This is a genomic window from Bradyrhizobium sp., from assembly GCF_035935975.1.
GTDB lineage: Bacteria > Pseudomonadota > Alphaproteobacteria > Rhizobiales > Xanthobacteraceae > Bradyrhizobium.
On sequence record NZ_DASYWN010000056.1, the window covers coordinates 15731 to 40318 of the forward strand.

Here is a 24588-nt window from a genome sequence, read left to right on the forward strand (position 1 = left end):
CATCAAGGCACTGGCCGGCCGGAAAGGGATGGCATGCTCCTTGCGTAATTGCTCCTCGCAATGACGCGCAGGAGGTCCGATGTCCACGTTCGACAATCCGTTTGATCCCGATCGTAACCTTCGAGCCGGCTGCCTCTGCGGCCAGCACCAATCCGCGGCGGAGCATGCGCAGGCTGCGGCGCTGCGTTGTGATCCCGTCGAAAGCGAGGAGAAGCGTTACGAGGGCGTCGTCGCCTCCGCCGTGATGCGCGCGATGTTCCCGCAGGATGTGGCGCGGCGTGCCTTCCTGAAATCGGTTGGAGCATCGACGGCGCTTGCGGCGCTGTCGCAGTTCTTCCCGCTGAAGACGGCGACTGAAGTCTTTGCGCAGACCGGCGCCCCCGAGAAGAAGGACCTCAAGGTCGGCTTCATCCCGATCACCTGCGCAACGCCGATCATCATGGCGGCGCCGATGGGCTTTTATGCCAAGCACGGCCTCAACGTCGAGGTGGTCAAGACCGCCGGCTGGGCCGTCATCCGCGACAAGACCATCAACAAGGAATACGACGCCGCGCACATGCTGGCGCCGATGCCGATCGCGATCTCGCTGGGTCTCGGCGCCAACGCGATTCCCTTCGTCGTGCCCGCGATCGAGAACATCAACGGGCAGGGCATCGTGCTCGCCACCAAGCACAAGGACAAGCGCGACCCGAAGGACTGGAAGGGCCTGAAATTCGCGATCCCCTTCGACTACTCCATGCACAATTACCTGCTGCGATATTATCTCGCCGAGCACGGGCTCGACCCCGATACCGACGTGCAGCTCCGCTCGGTGCCGCCGCCGGAAATGGTCGCGAACCTGCGCGCCGACAACATCGACGGCTTCCTCGCGCCAGACAACATCTGCCAACGCGCGATCTATGACGGCGTCGGCTTCATGCATCTGTTGTCCAAGGAGATCTGGGACGGCCATCCCTGCTGCAGCTTCGCTGCCAGCAGGGAGTTCATCACCACGGCACCGAACAGCTTTGCCGCGCTGACGCGCGCCATCGTCGATGCCACCGCCTATGCGTCGAAGGCGGAGAACCGCAAGCAGATCGCGGAAGCCATCGCACCCGCCAATTACATCAACGCGCCGGTCACGGTGCTGGAGCAGGTCCTGACCGGCACCTATGCCGACGGCCTCGGCGGGGTGAAGACCGATGCCAAGCGCGTCGATTTCGATCCGTTCCCCTGGCAGTCCTTCGCGGTGTGGATGCTGACGCAGATGAAGCGCTGGGGCCAGATCAAGGGCGATGTCGACTACAAGGCGGTGGCCGAGCAGGTCTATCTGGCGACCGACACCAAGAAGCTGATGACGGAGATGGGCCTGTCGCCGCCGGCGAGCGCATACAAGTCGTTCGCGGTGATGGGCAAGACGTTCGATCCGGCCAAGCCCGAGGATTACGTCGCGAGCTTCAAGATCAGGAAGGCGTCGTGACGAGATGACACCCTCCCTCCGCCTCCGCGCCGGCCTCGTCTCGATCGCGCTGCTGGCCGCGTTCCTCGGCATCTGGCATCTCGCGACGCGCTCGACGGCGCCTGTTACGACGATGAGCCCGGAATACGCCAAGCTGATGGGCCTCACCGCGACGCAGGGCAAGTCGGCAATGCCCGGGCCGCTCGACGTCGGCGCCAAGCTCTGGGAGCATCTCAAGCGCCCGTTCTACGACAACGGGCCGAACGACAAGGGGCTGGGTATCCAGCTTGCCTATTCCATCGCGCGCGTCGGCACCGGCTATCTGCTTGCGGTGCTGGTCGCGATCCCGCTCGGCTTCCTCATCGGCATGTCGCCGCTGCTCAGCAAGGCGCTCGATCCGTTCATCCAGGTGTTGAAGCCGATCTCGCCGCTGGCCTGGATGCCGCTTGCGCTCTACACGATCAAGGATTCCTCGATTTCGGCGATCTTCGTCATCTTCATCTGCTCGATCTGGCCGATGCTGCTCAACACCGTGTTCGGCGTCGCCAGCGTGCGCAAGGAATGGATCAACGTGGCGCGCACGCTGGAGGTCGGCACCGTCAGGCGCGCCTTCACCGTGATCCTGCCGGCGGCGGCGCCGACGATCCTGACCGGCATGCGCATCTCCATCGGCATCGCCTGGCTCGTGATCGTCGCAGCCGAAATGCTCGTCGGCGGCACCGGCATCGGCTACTTCGTCTGGAACGAGTGGAACAACCTGTCGATCACCAACGTCATCATCGCGATCCTGCTGATCGGGATCGTCGGCATGCTGCTCGACCAGATCCTCGCGCGTTTCACGCGTATGGTCACCTTTCCGGAGTAGGGGGCATGACCGACAAATTCGTCTCCATCGAGGGCATTGCAAAGCGCTATCCGGGCGCAAGCGGCGCCACGACCACCGTGTTCGAGAATCTCTGGCTGTCGATGGCGCGCGGCGAGTTCTGCTGCGTGATCGGCCATTCCGGCTGCGGCAAGACCACGGTGCTCAACATCCTCGCCGGTCTCGATGCGCCGAGCGAAGGCGCGGTCATCGTCGACGGGCAGGCGATCTCGGGCACCAGCCTCGACCGCGCCGTGATCTTCCAGAGCCACGCGCTGCTGCCCTGGCGCACCGTGCTCGGCAACGTCGCCTATGCCGTGAGCTCGAAATGGCGGAGCTGGGACCGCGCCAAGGTCAAGGCCCATGCGCAGACCTTCATCGATCTCGTCGGGCTGACGGGCTCGGAGCACAAGCGTCCTTCGGAACTGTCGGGCGGCATGAAGCAGCGCGTCGGCATCGCGCGGGCGCTCTCGATCACGCCGAAGATGATGCTGATGGACGAGCCGTTCTCGGCGCTGGACGCGCTGACGCGCGGCACGCTCCAGGACGAGGTGCGGCGCATCTGTCTCGAGACCGGACAGACCGCGTTCATGATCACCCATGACGTAGACGAGGCGATCTATCTCGCCGACAAGATTTTCCTGATGACTAACGGTCCGGGCGCAGTGCTCGCCGAAGTCGTCGAGAATCCGCTGCCGAGGGACCGCGGCCGTACCGATCTGCACCGCCATCCGCTCTATTACGCGCTGCGCAACCACATCATCGACTTCCTGGTGACGCGCAGCAAGACGTTCACCACCGAGAAGCCCGATCACGATCCGCGCAACGTGCCGGTCGTTCATATCGGCAAGCCCGGCCTCTCGATCGCATCAAACGGCGATGAGCCGCGACAGACCCGGATGCCGGGGACCAATCCCGGCTTAAGTGCCTGATTTTTGTTGACGCATGAGCTTCGGAAAACCGCTTCACACTTTTCCGGATCATGCTTTTGAAAGGAGAAGCCAACATGAAACGCGAAGACCTCACCGAGAAGCTGCTCGACATCAAGCGCGAGAAGGGCTGGACCTGGAAGTACATCTGCGAGCAGGTCGGCGGCTATGCGGAGGTGCTGATCGTCGGTGCCATTCTTGGCCAGATGAAATTGACCAAGCCGCAGGCCGCCAATGCCGGCGAGCTGTTCGGCCTGTCGAAGGCGGAGGTTGCGATGCTGAACGAGGTGCCGATGCGCGGCACCGGCACGCCGATGCCGCCGACCGATCCCTTGATCTACCGCTTCTACGAGATGGTGATGGTGAATGGGCCGGCCTGGAAGGCGCTGATCGAGGAGGAATTCGGAGACGGCATCATGTCGGCGATCGACTTCGACATGGGGATCGAGCGCGTGGCGAACCCGAAGGGCGACCGCGTCAAGATCACGATGTCAGGCAAGTTCCTGCCGTACAAATATTACGGCGCCAGCGGCAACGTGCCGGAATACGGCTTCAAGGAGGGTTAATCCGCCGTCATTCCGGACGCCGCGTCAGCGGCGATCCGGAATCTCGAGATTCCGGGTTCGGTCCTGCGGACCGCCCCGGAATGACAATGGTGTTATTTTCCCGCCTTCACCTCGGCCGCCGCGACCGCGATCAGCTCGCTCATCTTGGCGCGAATCGCCTGCTCGGTAACGGCCACGTTCTTGGCTGCGAAATCGCCCATAACCTTGCGCAGGACGTCGGCATCGCCGGCTTCCTCGAAATCGGCCGCGACGACCTCCTTGGCGTAGGCGGTGGCGGCTTCGCCGGTGATTCCGAGCTTTTCGGCCGCCCACAGGCCGAGCAGACGGTTGCGGCGGGCCTCCGCCTTGAACTTCTGCTCCTCGTCGAGGGCGAACTTCTTCTCAAAGCCTTCCTCGCGCTTGTTGATTTCGCTCATTCCTCTTCCAATTCCTAGCTGGCTGGACCTGGCCGCCCTTTGGCCGCCCTCGTTGCGAGGGCCGCGGCGCATGCCTAGATAGGGGGCAGGAATCGGCAAAACAACGAGCCGTTAAGCCGCAGGCAAGGCGGTATAAGTCAGCGTCGGATGGGCCGGATCGATTGTGCTGGGACAGCCAATCGGATAGGTTGCCTGAAGGCTTGGTTCCCGTTCTGTTTCCGCGAGTTGCAGGCGGGTTCCGGGCCGTTCACGGCAGCTCCGCTGTGGGTCGTAACCTGGTAACCGGAGCACACCAAATACATGGATTTCAACAAAACACGGTACATCCCCATGAGCCGTCGGCGTCGCATTTATGAAGGCAAGGCAAAGGTTCTGTATGAAGGTCCCGAGCCCGGTACCCTGATCCAGCACTTCAAGGATGACGCGACCGCGTTCAATGCGAAAAAGCATCAGGTGATCGAGGGCAAGGGTGTCCTCAACAACCGGATCTCGGAGTACCTGTTTCAGCACCTCAACGACATCGGGGTGCCGACCCACTTCATCCGCCGCCTCAACATGCGCGAGCAGTTGATTCGCGAGGTCGAGATCGTGCCGCTGGAAGTGGTGGTGCGGAACGTTGCCGCCGGCTCGTTGTCGCAGCGCCTCGGCATCGAGGAGGGCACGCAGCTGCCCCGTTCGATCATCGAGTTCTACTACAAGAACGACCAGCTCAACGATCCCATGGTGTCGGAAGAGCACATCACCGCGTTCGGCTGGGCGACGCCCCAGGAGATCGACGACATCATGGCGCTCGCCATTCGCGTCAACGATTTCCTGACCGGCCTCTTCCTCGGCATCGGCATCCGCCTCGTCGACTTCAAGATGGAATGCGGCCGGCTGTTCGAGAACGAGATGATGCGGATCATCGTCGCCGACGAGATCTCGCCGGATAGCTGCCGTCTGTGGGACATCAAGTCGAACGAGAAGCTCGACAAGGACCGTTTCCGCCGCGATCTCGGTGGCCTGCTCGAGGCCTACACGGAAGTCGCAAAGCGCCTCGGCATCCTCATGGAGAACGAGCGTCCGCAGGGCACGGGTCCCGTGCTGGTGAAGAGCTGAAGAGGATTTTGACGTGAAGGCACGTGTTACCGTTACCCTGAAGACGGGCATCCTCGATCCGCAGGGCAAGGCCATCGAAGGCGCGCTGAAGTCGCTCGGCGTCGACGGCGTTGCCAGCGTCCGCCAGGGCAAGGTGTTCGACATCGAGCTCGCCGGCGCCGACAAGGCCAGGGCGGAAGCCGCGCTGAAGGAAGCCGCCGACAGGCTGCTCGCCAACACCGTGATCGAGAATTACGCGATCGAGATGAAGGCTTAGGGACGGACCGTATGGCCGACGTCACACCGGAATTGATGTTCGAGGTGATGAAGCCGCTTCAGGCCCGGCTTGCGCAAGTCGATGGAAAAATCGACGAGCTCAAGCAGGAAGTGCAGGCCATGCGAACGTCTCAGACAGGCATTCGCCACGAAATCACCAGCGTTTTTCAGGAGATTTCCAGCGTGCATGCCACCCTAGTCCGCCACGAAGGTCGCTTAGACCGTATTGAAAACCGCCTCGAACTGAACGACGCACCCGCACAATGAAAGCCGCCATCCTCGTCTTCCCCGGAATCAATCGCGAGCGCGACATGGCTCGTGCGCTGAAGCTCATCTCGGGTCACGAGCCCGCGATGGTCTGGCATGCCGAGACGTCGCTGCCTGCGGGCACCGACCTCGTGGTGGTGCCGGGCGGCTTCTCCTACGGCGATTATCTTCGCTGTGGCGCGATCGCGGCGCGGTCGCCGGTAATGGACGCGGTGCGTGACTATTCGGCCAAGGGCGGCCTCGTCCTCGGCGTCTGCAACGGTTTCCAGATCCTCTGCGAGTCCGGCCTCTTGCCGGGTGTGCTGATGCGCAATGCGCGGCTGAAATTCATCTGCAAGGACGTGCATCTGCGGGTCGAGCGCTCCGACACGCCGTTCACCCGCGGCTACAATGCCGGCCAGGTGATCCGCGTGCCCGTCGCCCATGGCGAGGGCAATTACGAGGCGGATGAAGAGACCATCAAGCGCATCGAAGGCGAGGGGCGGGTGCTCTATCGCTACTGCTCGGCCGACGGAACGGTCGATGAGACCCACAACATCAACGGCGCTGCGCATTCCATCGCTGGCCTTCTCAACGACAAGGGCAATGTGCTCGGCATGATGCCGCACCCGGAAAACCACGTCGAAGACATCATGGGCTGCACCGACGGCCGCGGCCTGTTCGCCGGCCTCACCGCGCATCTGGAAAAGGCCGCGTGATCTCGTTCGTGGTGAAGCGGCTGTCGGCCGCAATTGCTGTCGTTGCGTTCGCAACCACCGCATTCGCGCAGGATTTTCCCAAGCGTCCGATCACCATGATCGTGCCGTTCGCGGCCGGCGGCACGTCGGACGTGATCGCGCGCACGGTGGCCGAGCAGATGGGCATCGCGCTCGGCCAGACCATCGTGATCGAGAACGTTGCCGGCGCCGGCGGCTCCACCGCGCTGGCGCGTGCCTCGCGCGCCGAGCCCGATGGCTACACCATCGCGATCGGCAATGCCGGCACAAATGCTGCGACCTACACGATCTATCCGAAACTGCCGTTCACGCCCGAATCCTTCGTGCCCATCGCGATGGTGGCGAAGACGTTCGGCATCATCGCGATCCGCAAGGACTTTCCGGCGAAGGATTTGAAAGAGTTCATCGCCTACGCCAAGGCCAATCCGGGCAAGATCAATCTCGGCCATGCCGGCGTCGGCTCGTCAAACTACCTCATCTGCAAGAGCTTCGTGACGGCCGCCGGCATCGACGCCACGCTGGTGGGTTATCGCGGCGCTGCGCCCGCGCTCACCGACGCGATCGGCAGCCAGATCGACGGCGTCTGCGATGCCGCTGCTTCGGTCTCGCAGTCGATCAACGAGAAGCTGGTGAGGGGCCTCGTGGTCGGCTCGACCGTGCGGCTCGCGACGCTGCCTGACCTCGCCACTTCGACGGAAGCCGGCCTGCCCGAATTCGAGGCGCAGGGCTGGAACGGCCTGTTCGCGCCCAAGGGCACGCCGCCGGCGGTCATCGCCAAGCTGAATGCAGCGGCGCGTACCGCGGTCGAGACCGACGCTGTGAAGAAGCGTTTTGCCGATCTTTCCACCGTCGCGCCCGATGACAACGAGCATACGCCGGAGCTGCTTCAGCAACTGGTGACGCGCGACGTCGAAAAGTACCGGAAGATGCTGGCGGACGACGCCAAGCCGTAACAGCTTTCGCTGCCATCCCATGAACCTGCATCGCGCTGGCGACGACTGACTCCTCGTCGCCATCAAGCGTGCGTCCGGGTGTTGCGACATCACGAGACGTTGCGCTCTCGTTGTGCTCGTGGATGTCACATGCCCGTCGCTCTGGTCCTTCTGCTGCTCGATCTCACGCTGATCTATCACGCTTCGCGGACCGGGCGGTTGCAGCCCTGGGCCTTCATCATCCTGGTGGTGCCGCTGATTGGCGCGCTCGCCTATATCGTCGTCGAGCTGGTGCCGGAATGGTTTTCAAGCCCCGGCGCGCGGCAGGCGCGCCAACGTGTCGCCAATCGGCTCGATCCCGAGAAGCGCTATCGCGAGCTGTGCGATCGCCTGGCGGCCACCGACACCATCGCCAACCGCGCGGCGCTGGCGGAAGAGTGCGCGAAGATCGGGCGCTACGGTGAGGCCGAGCAGCACTACGACCACATCATGAGCCTGCCGATGGGTCATGATCCCGCCTATGCGTTCGGCAAGGCGCAGGCGGAGTTTTCAGCGGAGCGTCCGGCCGATGCGCTTGTGACGCTGGACGATCTGCAGAAGCAATGGCCGGATTTCGACTCCGCCGACGCGCATCTGCTCTATGCCCGCGCGCTCGCCGAGGTCGGCCGCTTCGATGAGGCGCTGGAGGAATATCACGCCGTCTCCGGCTATTTCCCCGGCGCCGAGGCGCGAGTGCGCTACGGCATGCTGCTGCAGATCGTCGGCCGCAACGCCGAGGCGCGTATGGTTTTCAACGAGCTGCTGATCCAGATGCGGCGCGCGCCAAAATATCTGCGCGAGGCGCAGGCCGAATGGCTGACGATCGCCGAGAAGCAGCTTTCGACGTGAACTAGCGCAGCTTGAACTTCTCCGCCGGCACTGTCATCGCGGCGACACCCGCCATCACCAGCAGCAGGCCGAGCGCCAGGTTCGACGGCACGCTCTCACCGAGCAGCAGCACGGACAGTCCGACGCCGATCGGGATGCGCAAATAGCCTTGCGCGTTGGTCGTCAGCGTCCCGAGCCGGCCGAGACAGACGTAGAACAGCATCAGCCCCACCGCGCTCGAGACGATGCCCATGACGATGGTGGCGACGATCGCCGTCGGGGTTGGGTGCAGCGTCCAGGGCTGGTCGATGATCAGCGAGGGCGGCAGCAGCACGAGGCCGCCGAACAGCAGCGAGCCGGTGGCGACCACCATCGGGTCATATTCGGAGAGGCGGAGGCCGAAGATCGTCGCGCAGGCGAACGAGATGGTGGCGAGCAGGATCGCGATCTCCGCAATGATCTCGCTGCCAAAGCCGCGCAGCGCATCGAGACCGACGATGGCGATGGTGCCGGCAAGGCCCAGGATCGCGCCCGCGAGCTTCAACAGCGTGGCCGGCTCGTGCCGCGTGATCAGCGAGGTGATCAGGAAGGCGAAGATCGGCGTCGTCGAGGCCAGCACCACGGTGTTCGAGGCCGGCACATATTGCTGCGACCAGGTGATGACCAGGAACGGGAAGGTCGAGTTGATCAGTTGCTGGGTCGCGAACAGCTTCCAGGCCTTGACGTCGGTCGGCAGCCTGACGCCGCGCATCTGCAGGATCGCGAACAGGAAGGCGGCCGCGATCAGCGAGCGCGCCGAGATGAAGGTGATGGGCGGAATGGTGTCCAGCGCGAGTTTTGCAAGCGGATAGGTCGAGCTCCAGCAGCAGGCGAGCGCGAACAGAAGGGCATAGTCACGCCAGCTCCGCGCGCCGGTGGCGGGCATGGACGGCAGCGGCGATGCGACGGAGGCCGCCGTGCGCCCCGTTCCCGATGTGCTCTGCGGCACCTTGTTCTTGCTCCCCGGCGCGCGTGCGCTTGGCCCAAGTCTGGGCGAGGGGGCGCGAAAAGGGAAGCTCCGAGCTATGCGTTTGGCTGAGGGAGCGGCTTCCGCTTCACCCGCTTGATCGTGCCGGAGAAGGTGAACAGGCGGCGCTCGCCGGCCATCATCTCCCCGCGCAGGAAGATCAGCGAGCCGCCGGCCCGGGTGACCTCGCCGGTGCATTCGATCAGCTCGCCCTCATGGCCCGCGTCGAGGAATTCGCAGGCGAAATTGACGGTCACGCCCTTGCCCTGCAGGGCGTGGCGGCCGATCGCGAACAGGCAGTAATCGGCGAACGCCATGAAGCAGCCGCCATGGACGTTCCGGGAGCCGTTGAGGTGCTTTTTCTCGACCCGGAAGGCGCAGCGGACCCGGCCGTCCGCCTCGAAACGATGCCAGAAGGGGCCGATATGGTTCTCAAAGCTGTCGCGGATCCAGGTCTGCCAGCCCGTAAATTCCCCCTCGGTCGCGACATGGAGGTCGGGACGGTGGGGTGGGGGTGTTTTGGTCAATTCGTGCAAGGAGATGGGCCTTCAATTGCGGGTCTTTAGCCCTTAAATCCGATCCGTCCACGCCGTGCAATTGCTGTTCCCGCGACCGCCTGCCCGCAAAACGTGGGACAGCGGGAAAATGCGCCATAAAGGGCTTTTCGTAGCCCCCCGATGTTCCTAAGAACGGCCAAACCGCCGCCGAAAGCCCCGAATCCATGAAGAACGAACCCAAGATCACCCCCGAACTGGTTGCCGCCCACGGGCTCAAGCCCGACGAGTACGAGCGCATCCTGAAACTGATCGGGCGGGAGCCGACCTTTACCGAGCTCGGCATCTTCTCGGCGATGTGGAACGAGCACTGCTCGTACAAATCCTCGCGCATCCATTTGCGCGGCCTGCCGACCAAGGCGCCCTGGGTGATCCAGGGCCCGGGCGAGAACGCCGGCGTGATCGACATCGGCGACGGCCAGGCCGTGGTCTTCAAGATGGAGAGCCACAACCACCCGAGCTACATCGAGCCGTACCAGGGCGCGACCACCGGCGTCGGCGGCATCCTGCGCGACGTCTTCACCATGGGCGCGCGCCCGATCGCCTGCCTCAATGCGCTGAGCTTCGGTGCGCCCGAGCATGCCAAGACCCGGCATCTCGTCTCCGGCGTCGTCGCCGGTGTCGGCGGCTACGGCAATTCCTTCGGCGTGCCGACGGTCGGCGGCCAGGTGCGCTTCCACACCCGCTATGACGGCAACATCCTCGTCAATGCGATGGCGGTGGGCCTCGCCGATGCCGACAAGATCTTCTATGCGGCCGCCTCCGGCGTGAACATGCCGATCGTCTATCTCGGCTCGAAGACGGGGCGCGACGGCATCCACGGCGCCTCGATGGCGTCGGCCGAGTTCGACGACAAGTCCGAGGAGAAGCGCCCGACCGTGCAGGTCGGCGATCCCTTCGCCGAGAAGCTGCTGCTCGAGGCCTGCCTCGAGATCATGGAGAAGGGCTGCGTCATCGCGATCCAGGACATGGGCGCGGCGGGCCTGACCTGCTCGGCCGTTGAAATGGGCGCCAAAGGCGATCTCGGCGTCGACCTCGATCTCGACGCGGTGCCGACCCGCGAGACCGGCATGAGCGCCTACGAGATGATGCTCTCGGAGAGCCAGGAGCGCATGCTCATGGTGCTCAAGCCCGAGAAGGAAAAGGAAGCCGAGGAGATCTTCAGGAAGTGGGGCCTCGACTTCGCGGTCGTCGGCTACACCACGCCGAGCAAGCGCTTCGTGGTCAAGCATGGCGGCGACGTCATGGCCGACCTGCCGATCAAGGAGCTTGGTGACGAGGCGCCGCTCTATGATCGTCCGCATGTCCCGTCTGCCGCGCTGCCGGTCGTGCACGCGCGCGAGGTGCCGGCGCCGATGGCGCTCGGTGCCGCGCTGGAGAAGCTGATCGGCACGCCGGACATGTGCAGCAAGCGCTGGGTCTGGGAGCAGTACGATCACGTCATCCTCGGCAACACCTTGCAGCGTCCGGGCGGCGATGCCGCCGTCGTGCGCGTGCAGGACGGGCCGAAGGGCCTTGCGCTGACCGTCGACGTCACGCCGCGCTATTGCGAGGCCGATCCGTTCGAGGGCGGCAAGCAGGCCGTGGCGGAAGCCTGGCGCAACATAACCGCGGTCGGCGGCAAGCCGCTCGCGATCACCGACAATCTCAACTTCGGCAATCCTGAGCGCCCTGAGATCATGGGCCAGTTCGTCGGCTGCCTGAAGGGCATCTCGGAAGCCTGCCGCACGCTCGACTTCCCGGTCGTCTCCGGCAACGTCTCGCTCTACAACGAGACCAATGGCCGCGCGATCCTGCCGACGCCCTCGATCGGCGGTGTCGGCCTGCTCGACGATTTCACCAAGTCGGCTTCGCTCGCCTTCAAGGCCGAGGGCGAAGCGATCCTCTTGATCGGCGAAACGCACGGCTGGCTCGGCCAGTCGGTCTACCTTCGCGACATCTGCGGTCGCGAGGAGGGCGCGCCGCCGCCGGTCGATCTCGCCGCCGAGAAGCGCAACGGCGATTGCGTGCGCGGCATGATCCATGCGGGCACGGCGACCGCGGTGCACGACCTCTCGGACGGTGGTCTTCTGATTGCGCTCGCCGAGATGGCGATGGCGGGCGGCATCGGTGCGAAGCTCTTGGCCGCGCCGACCTCGCTGGTCTCGCAGGCCTATTGGTTCGGCGAGGACCAGGCGCGCTATCTCGTCACCGTGCCGGAAACCGAAGCCGGCCGCGTGCTCGCCAAGATGCGCGGCTGCGAGGTGCCCTGCGTGCGGATCGGCACCACCGGCGGCGACGCCGTCGCGATCGCGGGCGAAGCGCCTGTCACGATCGATACGCTGCGCAAGTCGTTCGAGCGCTGGCTGCCGGAATATATGGGCGGGAAGGCGGCGTAAGGCGCCGCCTCGGTCTCAGTCTCGTAGCCCGGATGAGCGCAGCGACATCCGGGTCTTTGCTGACACTGTTCCCGGATATCGCTGCGCTCATCCGGGCTACGGGCGCCGTGCCTCACAACACGTGTGACGCGCCCGGAATCTTTCGCAAGCCCGCCGTCAAGCCCCAGCTCAGGATCACCGTGAGCACAAAACCAATCGCGGCCTTCGCGATCGCCGGCAGGCTGTAATCGAACAGCGCGTACTGGATCCACAGCGCGATCGGGTAGTGCACCAAAAACATGCCGTAGGCATCCGCCTGCATGCGGTCGAGCAGGGTTGGCCCCGGCGCCTTCGAGTGCAGGAAGAAGGCCAGGATCGCGAGCAGGATCGAGGCCGAGAACAGCACGAAGAACGTGCCGTAGATCGCCTGGTACCATTGCGGCTGCGGGTCGGGATTCCCCAGGATTTCACGCTTGATGTAGATCATCACCCACATCAGGCAGTAGGGGATCAGCGTGATCATCACCCACGACCAGCGGCTTTTCGGCAGCTGGCCCTCGGCGCTGAGGATGCCGCGATCGAAATTCGCCGCTCCGACGCTGGCGCCGATGAAGAAATAGGCGAAGTAGAGCAGGACGCGGCTCGCCTGCACCGAGAACGGCCCGAGCTCGAACCATTTGCTGCCGCCGAAATAGAGCAGCGCCGGCACATAGGCGATGAGCGAGACCACCGCGAGCATCAGCCAGAACACGAACGGCCGTTCGAATCCCGCGAGCGAGACGCGGTTGCCGGGATCGACGAGATGCGCGGAGACCCGGTAGAGCAGGCTCGCGGTCAGGTCGAACGCCAGCAGCACCCAGACGAACCAGATCGGGCCGCTCGGCCACGGGCCGACGGTAATCGTCTTCCACCAGAACGACGCGAAACTCAGCTCGGGATTGGCCCGCAGCGCGATCGCGTAATAGGCGAGTGGGATGACGGTGAGGGCGGCGATGATAAACGGCAGCCCGAGCCGCAGCAGGCGGTCGCGCAGGAACACCGACGGCGCCTTGCGCGCGATGCCGGGCCAGGTGAACAGGCCCGACAGGAAGAAGAACATCGCCATGAAGAAGCTGTCGGTGGCGAGCACGACGACGTCGAAGCCGATCCAGGAGGCCGGGTCGGTGTGACCGAAATGGGTGTAGGGAATGACGGCATGATGCAGCAGCACCACCAGTGTCAGGAAGGTGCGGGCGCGGTCCAGCGACAGGTTGCGCGCCTTGGCCTTCGGCGCCGCGTGTGCCTCTGCGCCGATCGCCGCGGTATGTGACATCGTGATCATGGTCGCCCCGGTTGCGCCCTTTCCCCAATGCGACTGTGCCGTTCGGAGCCGGATTCAGCAAGCGCAGTTTGCGCCAGGCACCGCGCGCGCAATGCGTCTGGAACCAGTCCCTCGCGGCGAAGTTAGCGCTTCAAAACACGTTGAGGGCCACAAGTCGCGACGCCCTCGAGGAGTTGGCAATGACGATCCTGAAATGGGCGCTGATATTTTTACTGATCTCGATCGTGGCCGGCGTGCTCGGCTTCACCGGCATCTCGGCCGCCTCCGCCGATATCGCCCGCTTCCTGTTCTACATTTTCGTCGTGATCTTCCTGGTGCTGCTGGTACTCGGGCTCACGATATTCAGGGCGTAGCGGGCCGCCGCGCCGGCCCTCAATCGCGTGCGAACGGCATGACGTGGGCCATCAGCTCCGCCAAGAACTCGTCGGGACGATCGAACGGAATGAAATGGCCTCCGCCGCGCACCCAGACAAAATCCTTATGCGGGGCGGTGATCTGATTGAAGAGTTGTTCGGCCGGCCCACTCGGCGTGTTGTAGTCCGCGTCGCCCTCGATGAAGATCACCGGGATCGGAAACGCGAGCCCGAGCGAGGCGACGTCGCGCTTGAACATGGGGCCATCTCGTCCGCGCAGATATTTTGCGGAGAAGGCCATGCCTTTGCGCCAGTTGTACCAGTCCAGCAGCGAGAAATCCGGCATAAACGGGGGCGGGACGGGACCCGCCAGCTGGAAGCTCTCGATCGATGGCAGCGCCAGCGCCTTGCTCCACTTGTCAACAACCAGTCGATTCTGCGGATTCATCAGAGGCTGTGCGGCAATTGGCGCCAATTCCGCCAAGGCCTCGCTGTTGCCGGCGGACTGCGCCAACTCTTGCAGATGCGTGATCGCGAGCTCGAATGACTTCTCGAACGTCACCCTGCCGACCACCTGTCCCGTGCCGACATAGGCATAAAACAGATCGGGGCGCTGCTTGACGATGTGAATGCCCAGGAACGAGCCCCAGGAATGCCCGACCAGGACAATCTTGTCCTTATGCAGATGGGTTCGCAGATACTCGACCAGCTCGACGCCATCCTGCGTCATTCGCTCCAGCGTCATGGCCGGCGCGAGCGCGTCTCCAGCGGCACCATAGGTGCGGCCGGCGCCGCGCTGGTCCCATTGCACGACCGTGAAATGCTTTTCCCACGGACGCCAGCCCGACGACATGGGCCAGCTGGAGCCTCCGGGACCGCCGTGGACGAACAGGAGGACCGGGTTATCCCGGTCCTCGCCGCGGATTTGAATCCATTGCTTGATGCCGCCGATATCGACGAACGCGCCCTCCTGCACACCCTTCTGCGAGTGGATCGCGAGAGTTTCGGCAGCAAGATGCTGGCGATAGGCGCGAAACCCTAGCCCAGCAGCAGTCAATGCGACGAGGACGCCGGCCAATCCCAGCAACGAGACCCCAACCAGTCTTGCGGCCTTGCGCGGCATCTCATGCCCAGAGTCCACCGAAGGGAGGTGACCTGATGGTCGCCCCGTCCTTGTAGCGCCAGTAAGCTTAGCCTACTTCCTCGATCTTCACCTTATCCGGGTAGAAGGCGAGATGGCCGGAAATCTCGGTCATCGCGGGATAGGGCGTCTCGTAGGTCCAGATCGCGTTGTCGAGCGTCTTGCCGTCGGCCTTGACGCTGTAATAGCTCGCATCGCCCTTGTAGGGGCAATGGGTGGTGCGCTCGGTGCGCTCCAGCAGCGCCATGTTGGTGTCCTCCCGCGGCACATATTGCACCGCCGGATATTTGGCCTCCTTCAAGGTCAGCGCCTTGCTGGTCTCGGCGATCACGATATCGCCCGCCGTGACGCGGACGCGCCTCGGGTTTGGGGTGATGGTGATGGGGTGGTCCGGCCCTGGAAGCTTCATGATTTCACGCCTTTTCGATCAATCTGCCGCGCGCGGCACTTTGTCGTGCCTTTATCCTGATGGGATCAGGGATATAGTGCCTGAAGGCGTGACGTAGAAGCCCGTTCACGCTAAGTTTGGCCCTGCCGGCAAGTTTGGCTCCATAGATCCGGACCCCGGCAAAGCGATTCGAAGCCGAGATTTAGGAGCTAGACCCGAATGCCCATGGACGCCCACGATATCGAGGCGATGATCAAGGCAGCGATCCCCGATGCCGAGGTGACCATCCGTGACCTCGCCGGCGATGGCGACCATTATGCCGCGACCGTGATCTCGGAATCCTTCCGCGGCAAGTCCCGCGTCCAGCAGCACCAGATCGTCTATCAGTCCCTGCAAGGCCAGATGGGCGGTGTCCTGCACGCGCTGGCGCTGCAAACCGGCGTACCCGGCACCTGATCTGATCAAGCGACCGGGGGCACGATGATGGCTGCGGACAATCCGCGCGGCGCGATGTTCCGCGTCATCCTGCCGAACCAGCACAGCCGCGTCACCAATGCCGAGCTGTTCTTCGACCTCGTCTTCGTCTTCGCGGTCACGCAGGTCTCGCACACGCTGCTGCACCATTTCACGCCGCTCGGCGCGGTGCATGTCACCGTGCTGTTTCTCGCGGTGTGGTGGGTCTGGGTCTATACGGCCTGGGTCACCAACTGGCTCAATCCCGAGCTGACGCCGGTCCGCATCCTGCTCTTTTTGATGATGCTGGGCGGCCTCGTGCTGTCCACGACGATCCCGAGCGCGTTCGAGGGGCGCGGCCTGTGGTTCGCGATCGCCTACGCGACCATGCAGGTGGGGCGCACCGCGTTCTGGCTGTTGGCGACCCCGCGCCACCGGACCGCCGTCCGGCACAACGCGATCCGCATCCTGGTCTGGCTCTGCTGCTCCGCGATCTTCTGGATCCTCGGGGGACTTGCCCATGACGAGGCGCGGCTGTGGCTCTGGATCGCGGCGCTGACGATCGAATATATCTCGCCCGCGGTGCGCTTCTGGGTCCCGAAGCTCGGCTTCTCGTCGGTGGAGGCCTGGGCCGTCGAGGGCGGCCACATGGCCGAGCGCTGCTCGCTGTTCGTGATCATCGCGCTCGGCGAAGCCGTCGTCGTCAACGGCGCGACCTTTGCCGAGCTGGAGTGGACCGCGGACAACATGCTCGCTTTCGTCTCGGCGCTGGTCGGCAGTATCGCGATGTGGTGGGTCTATTTCCACAAGGGCGCCGAGGCCGGCTCCGAGCGGATCTCGAAATCCACCGAATCCGGCCGTCTGGCACGGCTCGCCTACACCTATCTGCACATGCCGATCATCGCCGGCATCATCCTGACCGCGGTCTCGGACGAGCTGGTGCTGAAGCACCCGACTGGCCATTCCGATGTGCGCACGATCATCAGCACGATCGGTGGTCCGCTGGTGTTCCTGATCGGCACCATCCTGTTCAAGCACTCGATCCGCGGCTTCCTCCAGCTCTCGCACGGCATCGGCATCATCCTGCTGCTCGTGCTGTGGTGGTTCGCCGCCGACCTCTCGCCGCTCTGGCTGTCGGTCGCGACCAGCGTGATCATGATCGTGGTCGCGGTGTGGGAGTCGATGTCGCTGGGGTCGAAGCCGGAAGAGGTCGAGGAGCACTGAATCCAGCGCAGCCTGAGCAAGCGCCTCGTCCTTCGAGACGCTTGCTTCGCAAGCTCCTCAGGATGAGGCTAATCTGCTCCGGTGCCCGTTGAAGCTGCTGCTGCCGCGCACTCAGCCCTCATCCTGAGGAGCCCGCCGACGGCGGGCGTCTCGAAGGATGCGCCGCGAGGAGACGCCCTGAAATGCGGAGCGTTTACTCCGCCACTTCCAGCGCGTGCACCGAGAACATCCTGGCCGCGTCCGTCCAGCTCTCGCGCACCCGCCAGCCGGCGGCCTGCGCCAGCGCGGCAAAGCGCTCGATGCTGTATTTGTAGCTGTTCTCGGTGTGGATGCTTTCGCCGGGGCGGAACGAGAAGCTGGTGCCGAGCAGGCGCACGGTCTGGCTCTTCTTGCTGATCAGGTGCATCTCGATGCGGTGCCGCTCGCGATTGTAGATCGCGCGATGGGTGAAGGCGGACAGGTCGAAATTGCCGCCGAGCTCGCGGTTGATCCGCACCAGCACATTGAGGTTGAAACGCGCGGTGACGCCGGCTGCATCGTTATAGGCATCGAAGAGCACGCGCTCTTCCTTCTCGAGGTCGGCGCCGATGATCATCTGCGCGCCCTTGCCCAGAATCTGGCGGGCGCTGTTCAGGAAGGCCTGGGCTTCATGCGGCTCGAAATTGCCGATGGTCGAGCCGGGGAAGAAGCCGACCTTGGGCATCGCCGCAACCGCCTTCGGCAGCTCGAACGGCGTGGTGAAGTCGGCCGCCACCGGATAGATGCCGAGCGAAGGGAAATCCCGCTTCAGGCCGTTGGCCTGTGCCTTGAGAAAATCGCCGGAGATGTCGACGGGGACATAGGCCGCGAACTTGCAATGGTTGAGCAGCAGGCGAACCTTCGTGGTCGCGCCGGCGCCGAACTCGACGAGGGCCGCATGCTCCGGAATGATCCTTGCGATCTCGCTGCCGCGCTCCTTCAGGATCGATAGCTCGGTGCGCGTCGGATAATATTCCGGCAGCTTCGTGATCGCCTCGAACAGCTCCGAGCCGGTCGCGTCGTAGAAATATTTCGGCGACAGTTTTTTCGGGTGCTGCGAGAGGTCCTCGATGGCCTCGCGGGCGAAAGCGGTGGTCTGCTCGTCGGGGAGATGGGCTTCGGCCAAAGCGCTGGCGTGCACATTCATGATACTCTCCTGAACGCGCTGTCCGGCGCGCGGTTGTCGTCGGATAAGATTCTTGGTCGTCGGCTAGTCGTAGTCGGCGAGCCGCAGTCCCGTGAATTGCCAGCGGTGGTGCGGGTAGAAGAAGTTGCGATAGGTGATACGGCTGTGGCCCTCGGGAGTTGCAAGCGAGGAGCCGCGCAGCACCATCTGGTTGACCATGAATTTGCCGTTGTACTCCCCGAGCGCGCCTTCGACGGCACGATAGCCGGGATAGGGTGAGTACGAAGAACGCGTCCACTGCCAGACGATGCCGAAGGCATCGTTGAGCTGCCTGGTGCGGGCCGCCACCTCCCATTCCATCTCGGTCGGCAGGTGCTTTCCGGCCCAGCGCGCAAACGCATCGGCCTCGTAATAGCTGATGTGGCAGACGGGGGCGTCCGGATCGACCGGCTTGAGGCCGGCGAGCGTCATCACCTGCCATCCGCCATCGGCCTCGCGCCAATGGCCCGGGGCCTGCCAGTCTTCCTTGCTGGCCGCGGCGAAGCCGTCCATCAGCCACAGCGTTGCGGTCCGGTAGCCGCCGTCGCGCATGAAGGCGAGCCATTCGCCATTGGTGACGAGATTGCGGGCGACCTTGACGGGGCCGACGAGCGCGCGGTGGGCGGGTTTCTCGTTGTCGAAATGAAAACTGTCGTCGACATGACCGACGGTGTGGATGCCTTCGTTGAGCGTCAGCCAGTCGTCGCCGGCGCGCGTCGCGGACGGAAAGCGCCAGTCCGGATCGTAAGCCGGATAGACCGGGTTCTGCGCGAAGGCGTGCAGGATGTCGGTGAACATCAATTCCTGATGCTGCTGCTCGTGGTTCAGGCCGACCTCGACCAGCGGCGCCAGGGCGTGGAGCTTGTCCTCGCCGGCCTCACGGAAGAATTTGACGACCGCCGCATCGACATGGCTGCGATAGGCCCCGACCTCGCTGGCGCCGGGCCGGGTGATGTCGCCGCGATGATTGCGGGCATGGCGGGGGCCGGCGCTGACGTAATAGGAATTGAACAGGAAGGCGAAATCGAGGTGGAAGGGCCGGTAGCCGGTCGCGTGCTCGCCAAGCAAAAACTGCTCCCAGAACCAGGTGGTATGGGCCCGGTGCCATTTCGCCGGGCTCGCATCCGGCATGGACTGGATCTGCTGGTCCTCCGGCGAGAGCGGCGCCGCCCGGCGCTCGGTCTCATTGCGGACGGCCAGAAACGCGGCCTCCAGCCTCCGGCCAAGGCCGCCCAAATCGGCCGACGGTGACGAAAGCGGCGGGGTGGCCGTAGCGGAGGCTTGTTTCGTCACGTTTTTCTCCAGACAGGACAAGAGAACGTTGTTGGCGATACCCGGTTCCAAAACCAAGGTTCGTCCTAGATAGGGGCTCCGTTACGGTATGAAAGTCCTCCCCGGCGATGATATTCGTGCCATCATGTAATGGGGCCGGGGCCGTCCCGGCCGGGTGTCCAGGGGCCGTTCGCCGCCATTTTACTTTGGATGCACAACGGTTTGGGCTACATATATAGGCAGGTATCGGGTTAGATCGGCTGAGCCGGCCCGAATGGAATCGTTGAGGGCTCCGCCCCAGAAGGACACGGATATGAGCATCGCGGAATTCATCGCCAATGAAGTGAAGTCGAACGACGTGGTTCTGTTCATGAAGGGTACGCCGCAATTTCCGCAGTGCGGTTTCTCCGGCCAGGTCGTCCAGATCCTCGACCATATCGGCGTCGGCTATAAGGGCCTCAACGTTCTCGAATCCGCCGAACTGCGCAACGGCATCAAGGAATTCTCGAACTGGCCGACCATTCCGCAGCTCTACGTGAAGGGCGAGTTCATCGGCGGTTGCGACATCGTCCGCGAGATGTTCCAGGCCGGCGAGCTGCAGCAGCTCTTCTCCGAGAAGGGCGTCGCCGTCGCGGCCTGACGCATGACCGTGCTGTCGCGCCGGATTGGCGGCGCGGAGCTCGAGGTCATCGTTGCCGACATCACGACACTCGGCGTTGACGCCATAGTCAACGCCGCCAATTCGTCGCTCCTTGGCGGGGGCGGCGTCGATGGTGCAATCCATCAGACGGCCGGGCCCGAGCTTCTTGCCGAGTGCAGGACACTCGGGGGATGCCCGACCGGGGACGCCAAGATCACCAAGGGCTATCGTCTGCCGGCGCGTCATGTGATCCATGCCGTCGGCCCCGTCTGGCACGGCGGCACCCGCGGCGAGGCCGAGGCGCTGCGCTCCTGTTATCGCCGTGCGCTCGAGCTTTCCGAGGCCAACGGGCTGACCTCGCTGGCCTACTCCGCGATCTCGACCGGCGTTTATCGCTTCCCGGCCGACCAGGCCGCGAAGATTGCGGTCCATTCGACCGTTGATGCCCTGCCGGCCGCGCCGCTGGTCACGCATGTCATATTCTGCTGTTTCTCGGAACCAAGCGCCGCCCTCCACGCGGACGTTCTGGCGCGCTACGGCAGCCCTTGTGCCTGATGGCGCCGTCAGTACACTCCGGCCGGCCATGTTCCGGGGAGGGGATATGATTTTACGATCTGGATTGCCTGCGCTCGCCTGCGGTGCGCTTCTGTCGCTTGGCGCGATGTCGTTCGCGCGCGCCGAGGGCACGTACGAGATTCCGGCCGGCGCGCATTTCAATCAGGAGAAGCTCGGCAAGATCGGCGAGTTCTTCAAGAACGAGGTTGCGACCGGCAAGATCGCCGGCGCCACCGTGCTGATCAAGCAGAATGGCAAGCCGGTCTATCACGAAGCCTTCGGCGTCCAGGACGTGGCCAGCAAGGCGCCGATCACCGACAAGACCATTTTCCGCCTGTTCTCGATGAGCAAGGCGATCACGTCTGTGGTCGCGGTGCAGATGATCGAGGACGGCAAGATCAAGCTGGACGATCCCGTCTCGAAATACATTCCGTCGTTCGCCAACATGAAGGTCGGCGTCGAGAAGAAGGCCGATGACGGTACCAAATCGCTCGAGCTCGTGCCGCTGAACCGGCCGATCACGGTGCTCGACCTGATGCGCCATACGTCCGGCGTCACCTATGGCTTCTATGGCGACAGCCTGGTCCGCAAGGCCTATCGCGAGGCCAATATCTATGCCGGCGATTTCGACCTTGCCGAGTTCGCCGAGCGAATTGCCAAGCTGCCGCTGCACAACCAGCCGGGTGCGCTGTGGCAATACGGCCATTCCACCGACATCCTGGCGCGGGTGATGGAGATCGCGGCCGGCAAGCCGCTGATCGATATCGAACGGGAGAAGCTGCTCGGCCCGCTCGGCATGGTCGATACCGGCTTCTTCGTCACCGACCCCGAGAAGCAGAAGCTGCTGGCCCAGCCGGTGCCGAACGACAGCGATTTCCGGGTTGGCCGCATCAACGACCCGACGGTGGTCAAGAAGATCCAGTTCGCCAGCGGCGGCATGGTGACGACCATGGCCGACTACGAGCGCTTCGCGCAGATGCTGCTCAATGGCGGCACGCTCGACGGCAAGACCATCCTCAAGCCCGAGACGTTCAAGCTGATGGTGACCGATCAGATCGGCCCCGGCTCCGGCGTCGATCGCGATTATTTCTACTTCCCCGGCGACGGTTTCGGCTTCGGCCTCGGCCTTGCGGTCCGCACCGATCCCGGCAACGCAAAACCGCCGCCGCCCGGCGATCTCGGGGAATTGAAGTGGGACGGCGCCTCCGGCTGCTATTTCGTGATCGACCCCAAGCAGGACATGTTCTTTGTCCTGCTGGAACAGACCCCCACCGAGCGCCAGCGTGTGCAACGGACATTGAAGCAGTTGGTTTATGAAGCCATGGAGAAATGAGATGTTCGGGCGCCGCGCGCTGATCGCGGCGCTCGTTCTTCTGTTCGGCGTCGCCGGTGCGAAGGCGGGCCCCGAAGCGCGCAAGGCGCACAGCTTCTCGCCCGAGGGCCTCGCAAAGGTCTCCGACTACATCCGCAACGAGATCGTCGCCGGAACGTTTCCGGGCGCGATCCTGCTGCTCCAGCAGCACGGCAAGCCGGTCTATTGCGAGAATTTCGGCGTCCGTGACATCGCAACCGAAATCTCAATGAGCGCGGATACGATCTTCCGCCTCTATTCGATGTCGAAGCCGGTCACGACGGTTCTGGCGATGATGCTGGTCGAGGAGGGCAAGCTTTCGCTCGACGATCCCGTCTCGAAATACATTCCGGCCTTCGGCAAGATGAAGGTCGGCGTCGAGAAGAAGGCCGAGGACGGCAAGGTTTCGCTGGAGCTGGAGCCGCTCAATCGCGCGGTCACGATCAAGGATCTGATGCGCCACACCGCCGGGTTGCCTTACGGCTATTATGGCGGGGGCCCGGTGAACAAGCTCTATGCCGACGCCGGCCTGTTCGACAACAAGGCTTTGACCAATGCCGAACTGGTCGCGAAGATCGCCGCGCTGCCGCTCGCCGAACAGCCCGGCACGAACTGGGACTACGGCCTCTCCACCGACGTGCTCGGCCGCATCGTCGAGGTGATCTCGGGGAAGACGCTGTTCGCGTTCGCGAAGGAGCGGCTGCTCGATCCACTCGGGATGACGGACACTGCGTATTATGTCGCCGATCCCGCCAAATGGCCACGCATCGCCGAGCCGATGCCGAAGGATCGCGCGATCAGCCCGATGACACAGATCCGCGATCCCCGGCAACCGCTGAAATGGGAGTCAGGCGGCGGCGGCATGGTCGGCACGATCGGCGACTATGCGCGCTTCTCGCAGATGCTGCTCAATGGCGGCACGTATGATGGACGGCGCTATCTCAAGCCCGAGACCATCGCGCTGATGGCGTCCGATCATATCGGGCCCGAGACCAAGGTCGCGCGCGACCAGAACTATTATCCGGGCAGCAGCTCCGGCTTCGGCCTCGGCTTTGCCGTGCGCACCTCGGTGCCGCCAGGCACTTCGTGGCCGCTTGGCGAATACCGCTGGGACGGCGTCGGCGGCACCTTCTTCTTCATCGATCCCGAGGACGATCTGTTCGGGATCTTCATGGTGCAGACGCCATCGCAGCGCGGCCGGATCCAGCTCGCGCTGAAGACGCTGATCTATCAGGCGATGGGGCGGTGACGAGGGTGGTTTTGTAGCCCGGATGAGCGAAGCGACATCCGGGACCTCTGCGGCTTGAATTTCCCGGGTATCGCTGCGCTCACCCGGGCTACGAGATCGAACCTTACGCGCCGCGCACGATCTCCCTGACGTATCCGATCGTTTCCTCGACCTGGCTCGCATTGACGTCGAGATGGGTGCAGGCGCGGATGCGGCCGTCCATCATCGCGAGCGTGACGCCGCGCTGGCGTAACGCCGCGACCATCTTGTCGCCGGGAATGCCCGCGCCGTCGGGCTTGAAGAACACCAGATTGGTTTCGGGCTCCTGCACCTCAATCCCTGCGATCTGCGACAGTCCGCGGGCAAGGGCGCGCGCATTGGCGTGGTCGTCGGCAAGGCGCTCGACGTGATGGTCGAGCGCGTAGATGCAGGCGGCCGCGCAGACACCGGCCTGCCGCATCGAGCCGCCGAGGCGCTGCTTCCATTGCCAGACAGCGTCGATGAAGGCGCGCGTGCCCGCGAGCACGCCGCCGATCGGCGCGCCCAGGCCCTTGGAGAAATCGATCCAGGCCGAATCCCAGCCCGCGGTCATGTCGCGCGGGGAGATGCCGCTCGCCACGGTGGCGTTGAGCAGGCGGGCGCCGTCCATGTGGGTAACGAGGCCGTGTTGTTTTGCGATCGCGACGATCTCGTCGAGCGCCGCCTTCTTCCAGATCGTGCCGCCGCCGATATTGGCGGTCTGCTCGACGCTGACGACGGTTTGCGCCGCCTGGTAGCGCGTGCGCGGATGCAGCGCCTTGCGGAAGGTCTCCGGCGTGAACTGGCCGTCCGCGCCCTTGAGCTGCGTGACCTGGAAGCCGCCGATCGCGGCATGCGCGCCGCCTTCCCGGGCGATGATATGCGCGGTCTCATGCGCGAGGATCTCGTCGCCGGGGCGGCAATGCACCAGCGTCGCGGTGACGTTGCACATCGTGCCCGAGGGCATGTAGACCGCGGCTTCCTTGCCCATCAGCGCGGCGACGCGCTCGCACAGCGCATTCACGGTCGGATCGTCGCCGACCTGCTCGTCGCCGACCTCCGCCCGCGCCATCGCCTCGCGCATCGCAGCGGTCGGCTTGGTCTGCGTGTCCGACAGCAGATTGATGCGCACCGGCGGCGCCTTGGGATCGATCGGGGGAGGGGTGTAGAGCATCAACTTGCTCCCTAAGGGAATGGC

At 64.1% G+C, this 24588-nt stretch carries 27 protein-coding genes; 18 read left to right on the top strand and 9 right to left on the bottom strand.

The annotated features are described in order from the left end of the window. Positions 1–79 precede the first annotated feature (79 nt). The 4 genes from VGR99_RS35465 to cynS all read left to right on the top strand — a co-directional run bounded on the left by VGR99_RS35465 (position 80) and on the right by cynS (position 3795). The gene (locus VGR99_RS35465; RefSeq protein ID WP_326904605.1) at positions 80–1459 is read left to right on the top strand and encodes a CmpA/NrtA family ABC transporter substrate-binding protein; all 1380 of its coding nucleotides are present in this window, start codon (positions 80–82) and stop codon (positions 1457–1459) included. 4 nt (positions 1460–1463) lie between these two features. Further along, positions 1464–2303 (top strand): nitrate ABC transporter permease, encoded by an 840-nt coding sequence (ntrB, locus tag VGR99_RS35470; RefSeq protein ID WP_326904606.1) that lies wholly within the window; start codon positions 1464–1466, stop codon positions 2301–2303. A 5-nt stretch (positions 2304–2308) separates the two neighbouring features. Next, positions 2309–3232 (top strand): ABC transporter ATP-binding protein, encoded by a 924-nt coding sequence (locus tag VGR99_RS35475; protein WP_326904607.1) that lies wholly within the window; start codon positions 2309–2311, stop codon positions 3230–3232. Between the two features lie 74 nt (positions 3233–3306). Beyond that, positions 3307–3795, top strand: coding sequence for a cyanase (gene cynS, locus VGR99_RS35480; RefSeq protein ID WP_326904608.1), 489 nt, complete (start codon positions 3307–3309; stop codon positions 3793–3795). A gap of 92 nt (positions 3796–3887) precedes the next feature. Here the strand turns inward: cynS and VGR99_RS35485 are convergent, their stop codons facing one another. Then, a complete protein-coding gene (locus VGR99_RS35485) occupies positions 3888–4211 on the bottom strand; it encodes a DUF1476 domain-containing protein (protein ID WP_326904609.1) in 324 nt (107 codons plus the stop codon). 330 nt (positions 4212–4541) lie between these two features. On the opposite strand from VGR99_RS35485, the gene purC reads away from it, so the two are divergent. The 6 genes from purC (at position 4542) to VGR99_RS35515 (ending at position 8367) form a co-directional block, all read left to right on the top strand. Next, complete coding sequence (purC, locus tag VGR99_RS35490) at positions 4542–5309, top strand: phosphoribosylaminoimidazolesuccinocarboxamide synthase (RefSeq protein ID WP_172782948.1); 768 nt, start codon at positions 4542–4544, stop codon at positions 5307–5309. A 13-nt stretch (positions 5310–5322) separates the two neighbouring features. Next, entirely contained in the window at positions 5323–5565 is a 243-nt protein-coding gene (gene purS / locus VGR99_RS35495; protein ID WP_326904610.1) for a phosphoribosylformylglycinamidine synthase subunit PurS, read from the top strand. An 11-nt stretch (positions 5566–5576) separates the two neighbouring features. Beyond that, positions 5577–5831: a hypothetical protein gene (locus tag VGR99_RS35500; RefSeq protein WP_326904611.1), complete on the top strand. Its 255-nt coding sequence runs from the start codon at positions 5577–5579 to the stop codon at positions 5829–5831. Beyond that, complete coding sequence (gene purQ, locus VGR99_RS35505; RefSeq protein WP_326904612.1) at positions 5828–6529, top strand: phosphoribosylformylglycinamidine synthase subunit PurQ; 702 nt, start codon at positions 5828–5830, stop codon at positions 6527–6529. The genes VGR99_RS35500 and purQ overlap by 4 nt, the downstream gene beginning before the upstream one ends. After that, complete coding sequence (locus VGR99_RS35510) at positions 6526–7500, top strand: tripartite tricarboxylate transporter substrate binding protein BugD (protein WP_326904613.1); 975 nt, start codon at positions 6526–6528, stop codon at positions 7498–7500. Before purQ ends, VGR99_RS35510 begins: the two co-directional genes overlap by 4 nt. A 129-nt stretch (positions 7501–7629) precedes the next feature. Continuing rightward, on the top strand, positions 7630–8367 hold the full coding sequence (locus VGR99_RS35515; RefSeq protein WP_326904614.1) for a tetratricopeptide repeat protein: 738 nt from the start codon (positions 7630–7632) through the stop codon (positions 8365–8367). A gap of 1 nt (position 8368) precedes the next feature. Here VGR99_RS35515 and VGR99_RS35520 read toward each other — a convergent pair whose 3' ends face one another. Together VGR99_RS35520 and VGR99_RS35525 are read right to left on the bottom strand one after the other, a co-directional pair. Then, a complete protein-coding gene (locus VGR99_RS35520) occupies positions 8369–9334 on the bottom strand; it encodes a DMT family transporter (RefSeq protein WP_326904615.1) in 966 nt (321 codons plus the stop codon). Between the two features lie 74 nt (positions 9335–9408). After that, complete coding sequence (locus VGR99_RS35525) at positions 9409–9888, bottom strand: PaaI family thioesterase (protein WP_326904616.1); 480 nt, start codon at positions 9886–9888, stop codon at positions 9409–9411. Positions 9889–10073: 185 nt separating this feature from the next. Between VGR99_RS35525 and purL the strand changes: the two genes are divergently transcribed. After that, positions 10074–12284 (top strand): phosphoribosylformylglycinamidine synthase subunit PurL, encoded by a 2211-nt coding sequence (purL, locus tag VGR99_RS35530; protein WP_326904617.1) that lies wholly within the window; start codon positions 10074–10076, stop codon positions 12282–12284. 112 nt (positions 12285–12396) lie between these two features. Here purL and VGR99_RS35535 read toward each other — a convergent pair whose 3' ends face one another. After that, entirely contained in the window at positions 12397–13584 is a 1188-nt protein-coding gene (locus tag VGR99_RS35535; RefSeq protein WP_326904618.1) for an acyltransferase, read from the bottom strand. Positions 13585–13763: 179 nt separating this feature from the next. Here VGR99_RS35535 and VGR99_RS35540 point away from each other — a divergent pair, with 179 nt between their 5' ends. Continuing rightward, positions 13764–13937, top strand: a complete 174-nt coding sequence (locus VGR99_RS35540; RefSeq protein ID WP_148773053.1) for a DUF1328 domain-containing protein — start codon at positions 13764–13766, stop codon at positions 13935–13937. 19 nt (positions 13938–13956) lie between these two features. On the opposite strand, the gene VGR99_RS35545 is transcribed toward VGR99_RS35540, so the two are convergent. Continuing rightward, positions 13957–15060, bottom strand: a complete 1104-nt coding sequence (locus VGR99_RS35545; protein WP_326904619.1) for an alpha/beta hydrolase — start codon at positions 15058–15060, stop codon at positions 13957–13959. Positions 15061–15127: 67 nt separating this feature from the next. Continuing rightward, positions 15128–15487: a DUF427 domain-containing protein gene (locus VGR99_RS35550; protein ID WP_326904620.1), complete on the bottom strand. Its 360-nt coding sequence runs from the start codon at positions 15485–15487 to the stop codon at positions 15128–15130. A gap of 198 nt (positions 15488–15685) precedes the next feature. Here VGR99_RS35550 and VGR99_RS35555 point away from each other — a divergent pair, with 198 nt between their 5' ends. Then, entirely contained in the window at positions 15686–15922 is a 237-nt protein-coding gene (locus VGR99_RS35555) for a BolA/IbaG family iron-sulfur metabolism protein (RefSeq protein WP_008139419.1), read from the top strand. A 27-nt stretch (positions 15923–15949) separates the two neighbouring features. Further along, positions 15950–17143: a low temperature requirement protein A gene (locus VGR99_RS35560; protein WP_326904718.1), complete on the top strand. Its 1194-nt coding sequence runs from the start codon at positions 15950–15952 to the stop codon at positions 17141–17143. 193 nt (positions 17144–17336) lie between these two features. Here the strand turns inward: VGR99_RS35560 and egtD are convergent, their stop codons facing one another. Together egtD and egtB are read right to left on the bottom strand one after the other, a co-directional pair. Continuing rightward, complete coding sequence (gene egtD, locus VGR99_RS35565) at positions 17337–18308, bottom strand: L-histidine N(alpha)-methyltransferase (protein WP_326904621.1); 972 nt, start codon at positions 18306–18308, stop codon at positions 17337–17339. 63 nt (positions 18309–18371) lie between these two features. Further along, positions 18372–19670, bottom strand: coding sequence for an ergothioneine biosynthesis protein EgtB (gene egtB / locus VGR99_RS35570; RefSeq protein WP_326904719.1), 1299 nt, complete (start codon positions 19668–19670; stop codon positions 18372–18374). A 241-nt stretch (positions 19671–19911) separates the two neighbouring features. Here egtB and grxD point away from each other — a divergent pair, with 241 nt between their 5' ends. Genes grxD through VGR99_RS35590 form a run of 4 tightly spaced genes read left to right on the top strand, consistent with a single transcriptional unit; the run spans position 19912 to position 23393 of the window. Beyond that, complete coding sequence (grxD, locus tag VGR99_RS35575; protein ID WP_008139425.1) at positions 19912–20238, top strand: Grx4 family monothiol glutaredoxin; 327 nt, start codon at positions 19912–19914, stop codon at positions 20236–20238. A gap of 3 nt (positions 20239–20241) precedes the next feature. Continuing rightward, complete coding sequence (locus VGR99_RS35580) at positions 20242–20793, top strand: O-acetyl-ADP-ribose deacetylase (RefSeq protein WP_326904622.1); 552 nt, start codon at positions 20242–20244, stop codon at positions 20791–20793. A 46-nt stretch (positions 20794–20839) separates the two neighbouring features. Next, a complete protein-coding gene (locus VGR99_RS35585) occupies positions 20840–22126 on the top strand; it encodes a serine hydrolase domain-containing protein (RefSeq protein ID WP_326904623.1) in 1287 nt (428 codons plus the stop codon). 1 nt (position 22127) lies between these two features. Then, positions 22128–23393 (top strand): serine hydrolase domain-containing protein, encoded by a 1266-nt coding sequence (locus tag VGR99_RS35590; RefSeq protein WP_326904624.1) that lies wholly within the window; start codon positions 22128–22130, stop codon positions 23391–23393. 103 nt (positions 23394–23496) lie between these two features. Here VGR99_RS35590 and VGR99_RS35595 read toward each other — a convergent pair whose 3' ends face one another. Continuing rightward, a complete protein-coding gene (locus VGR99_RS35595; protein ID WP_326904625.1) occupies positions 23497–24564 on the bottom strand; it encodes a threonine aldolase family protein in 1068 nt (355 codons plus the stop codon). Positions 24565–24588: the final 24 nt, after the last annotated feature.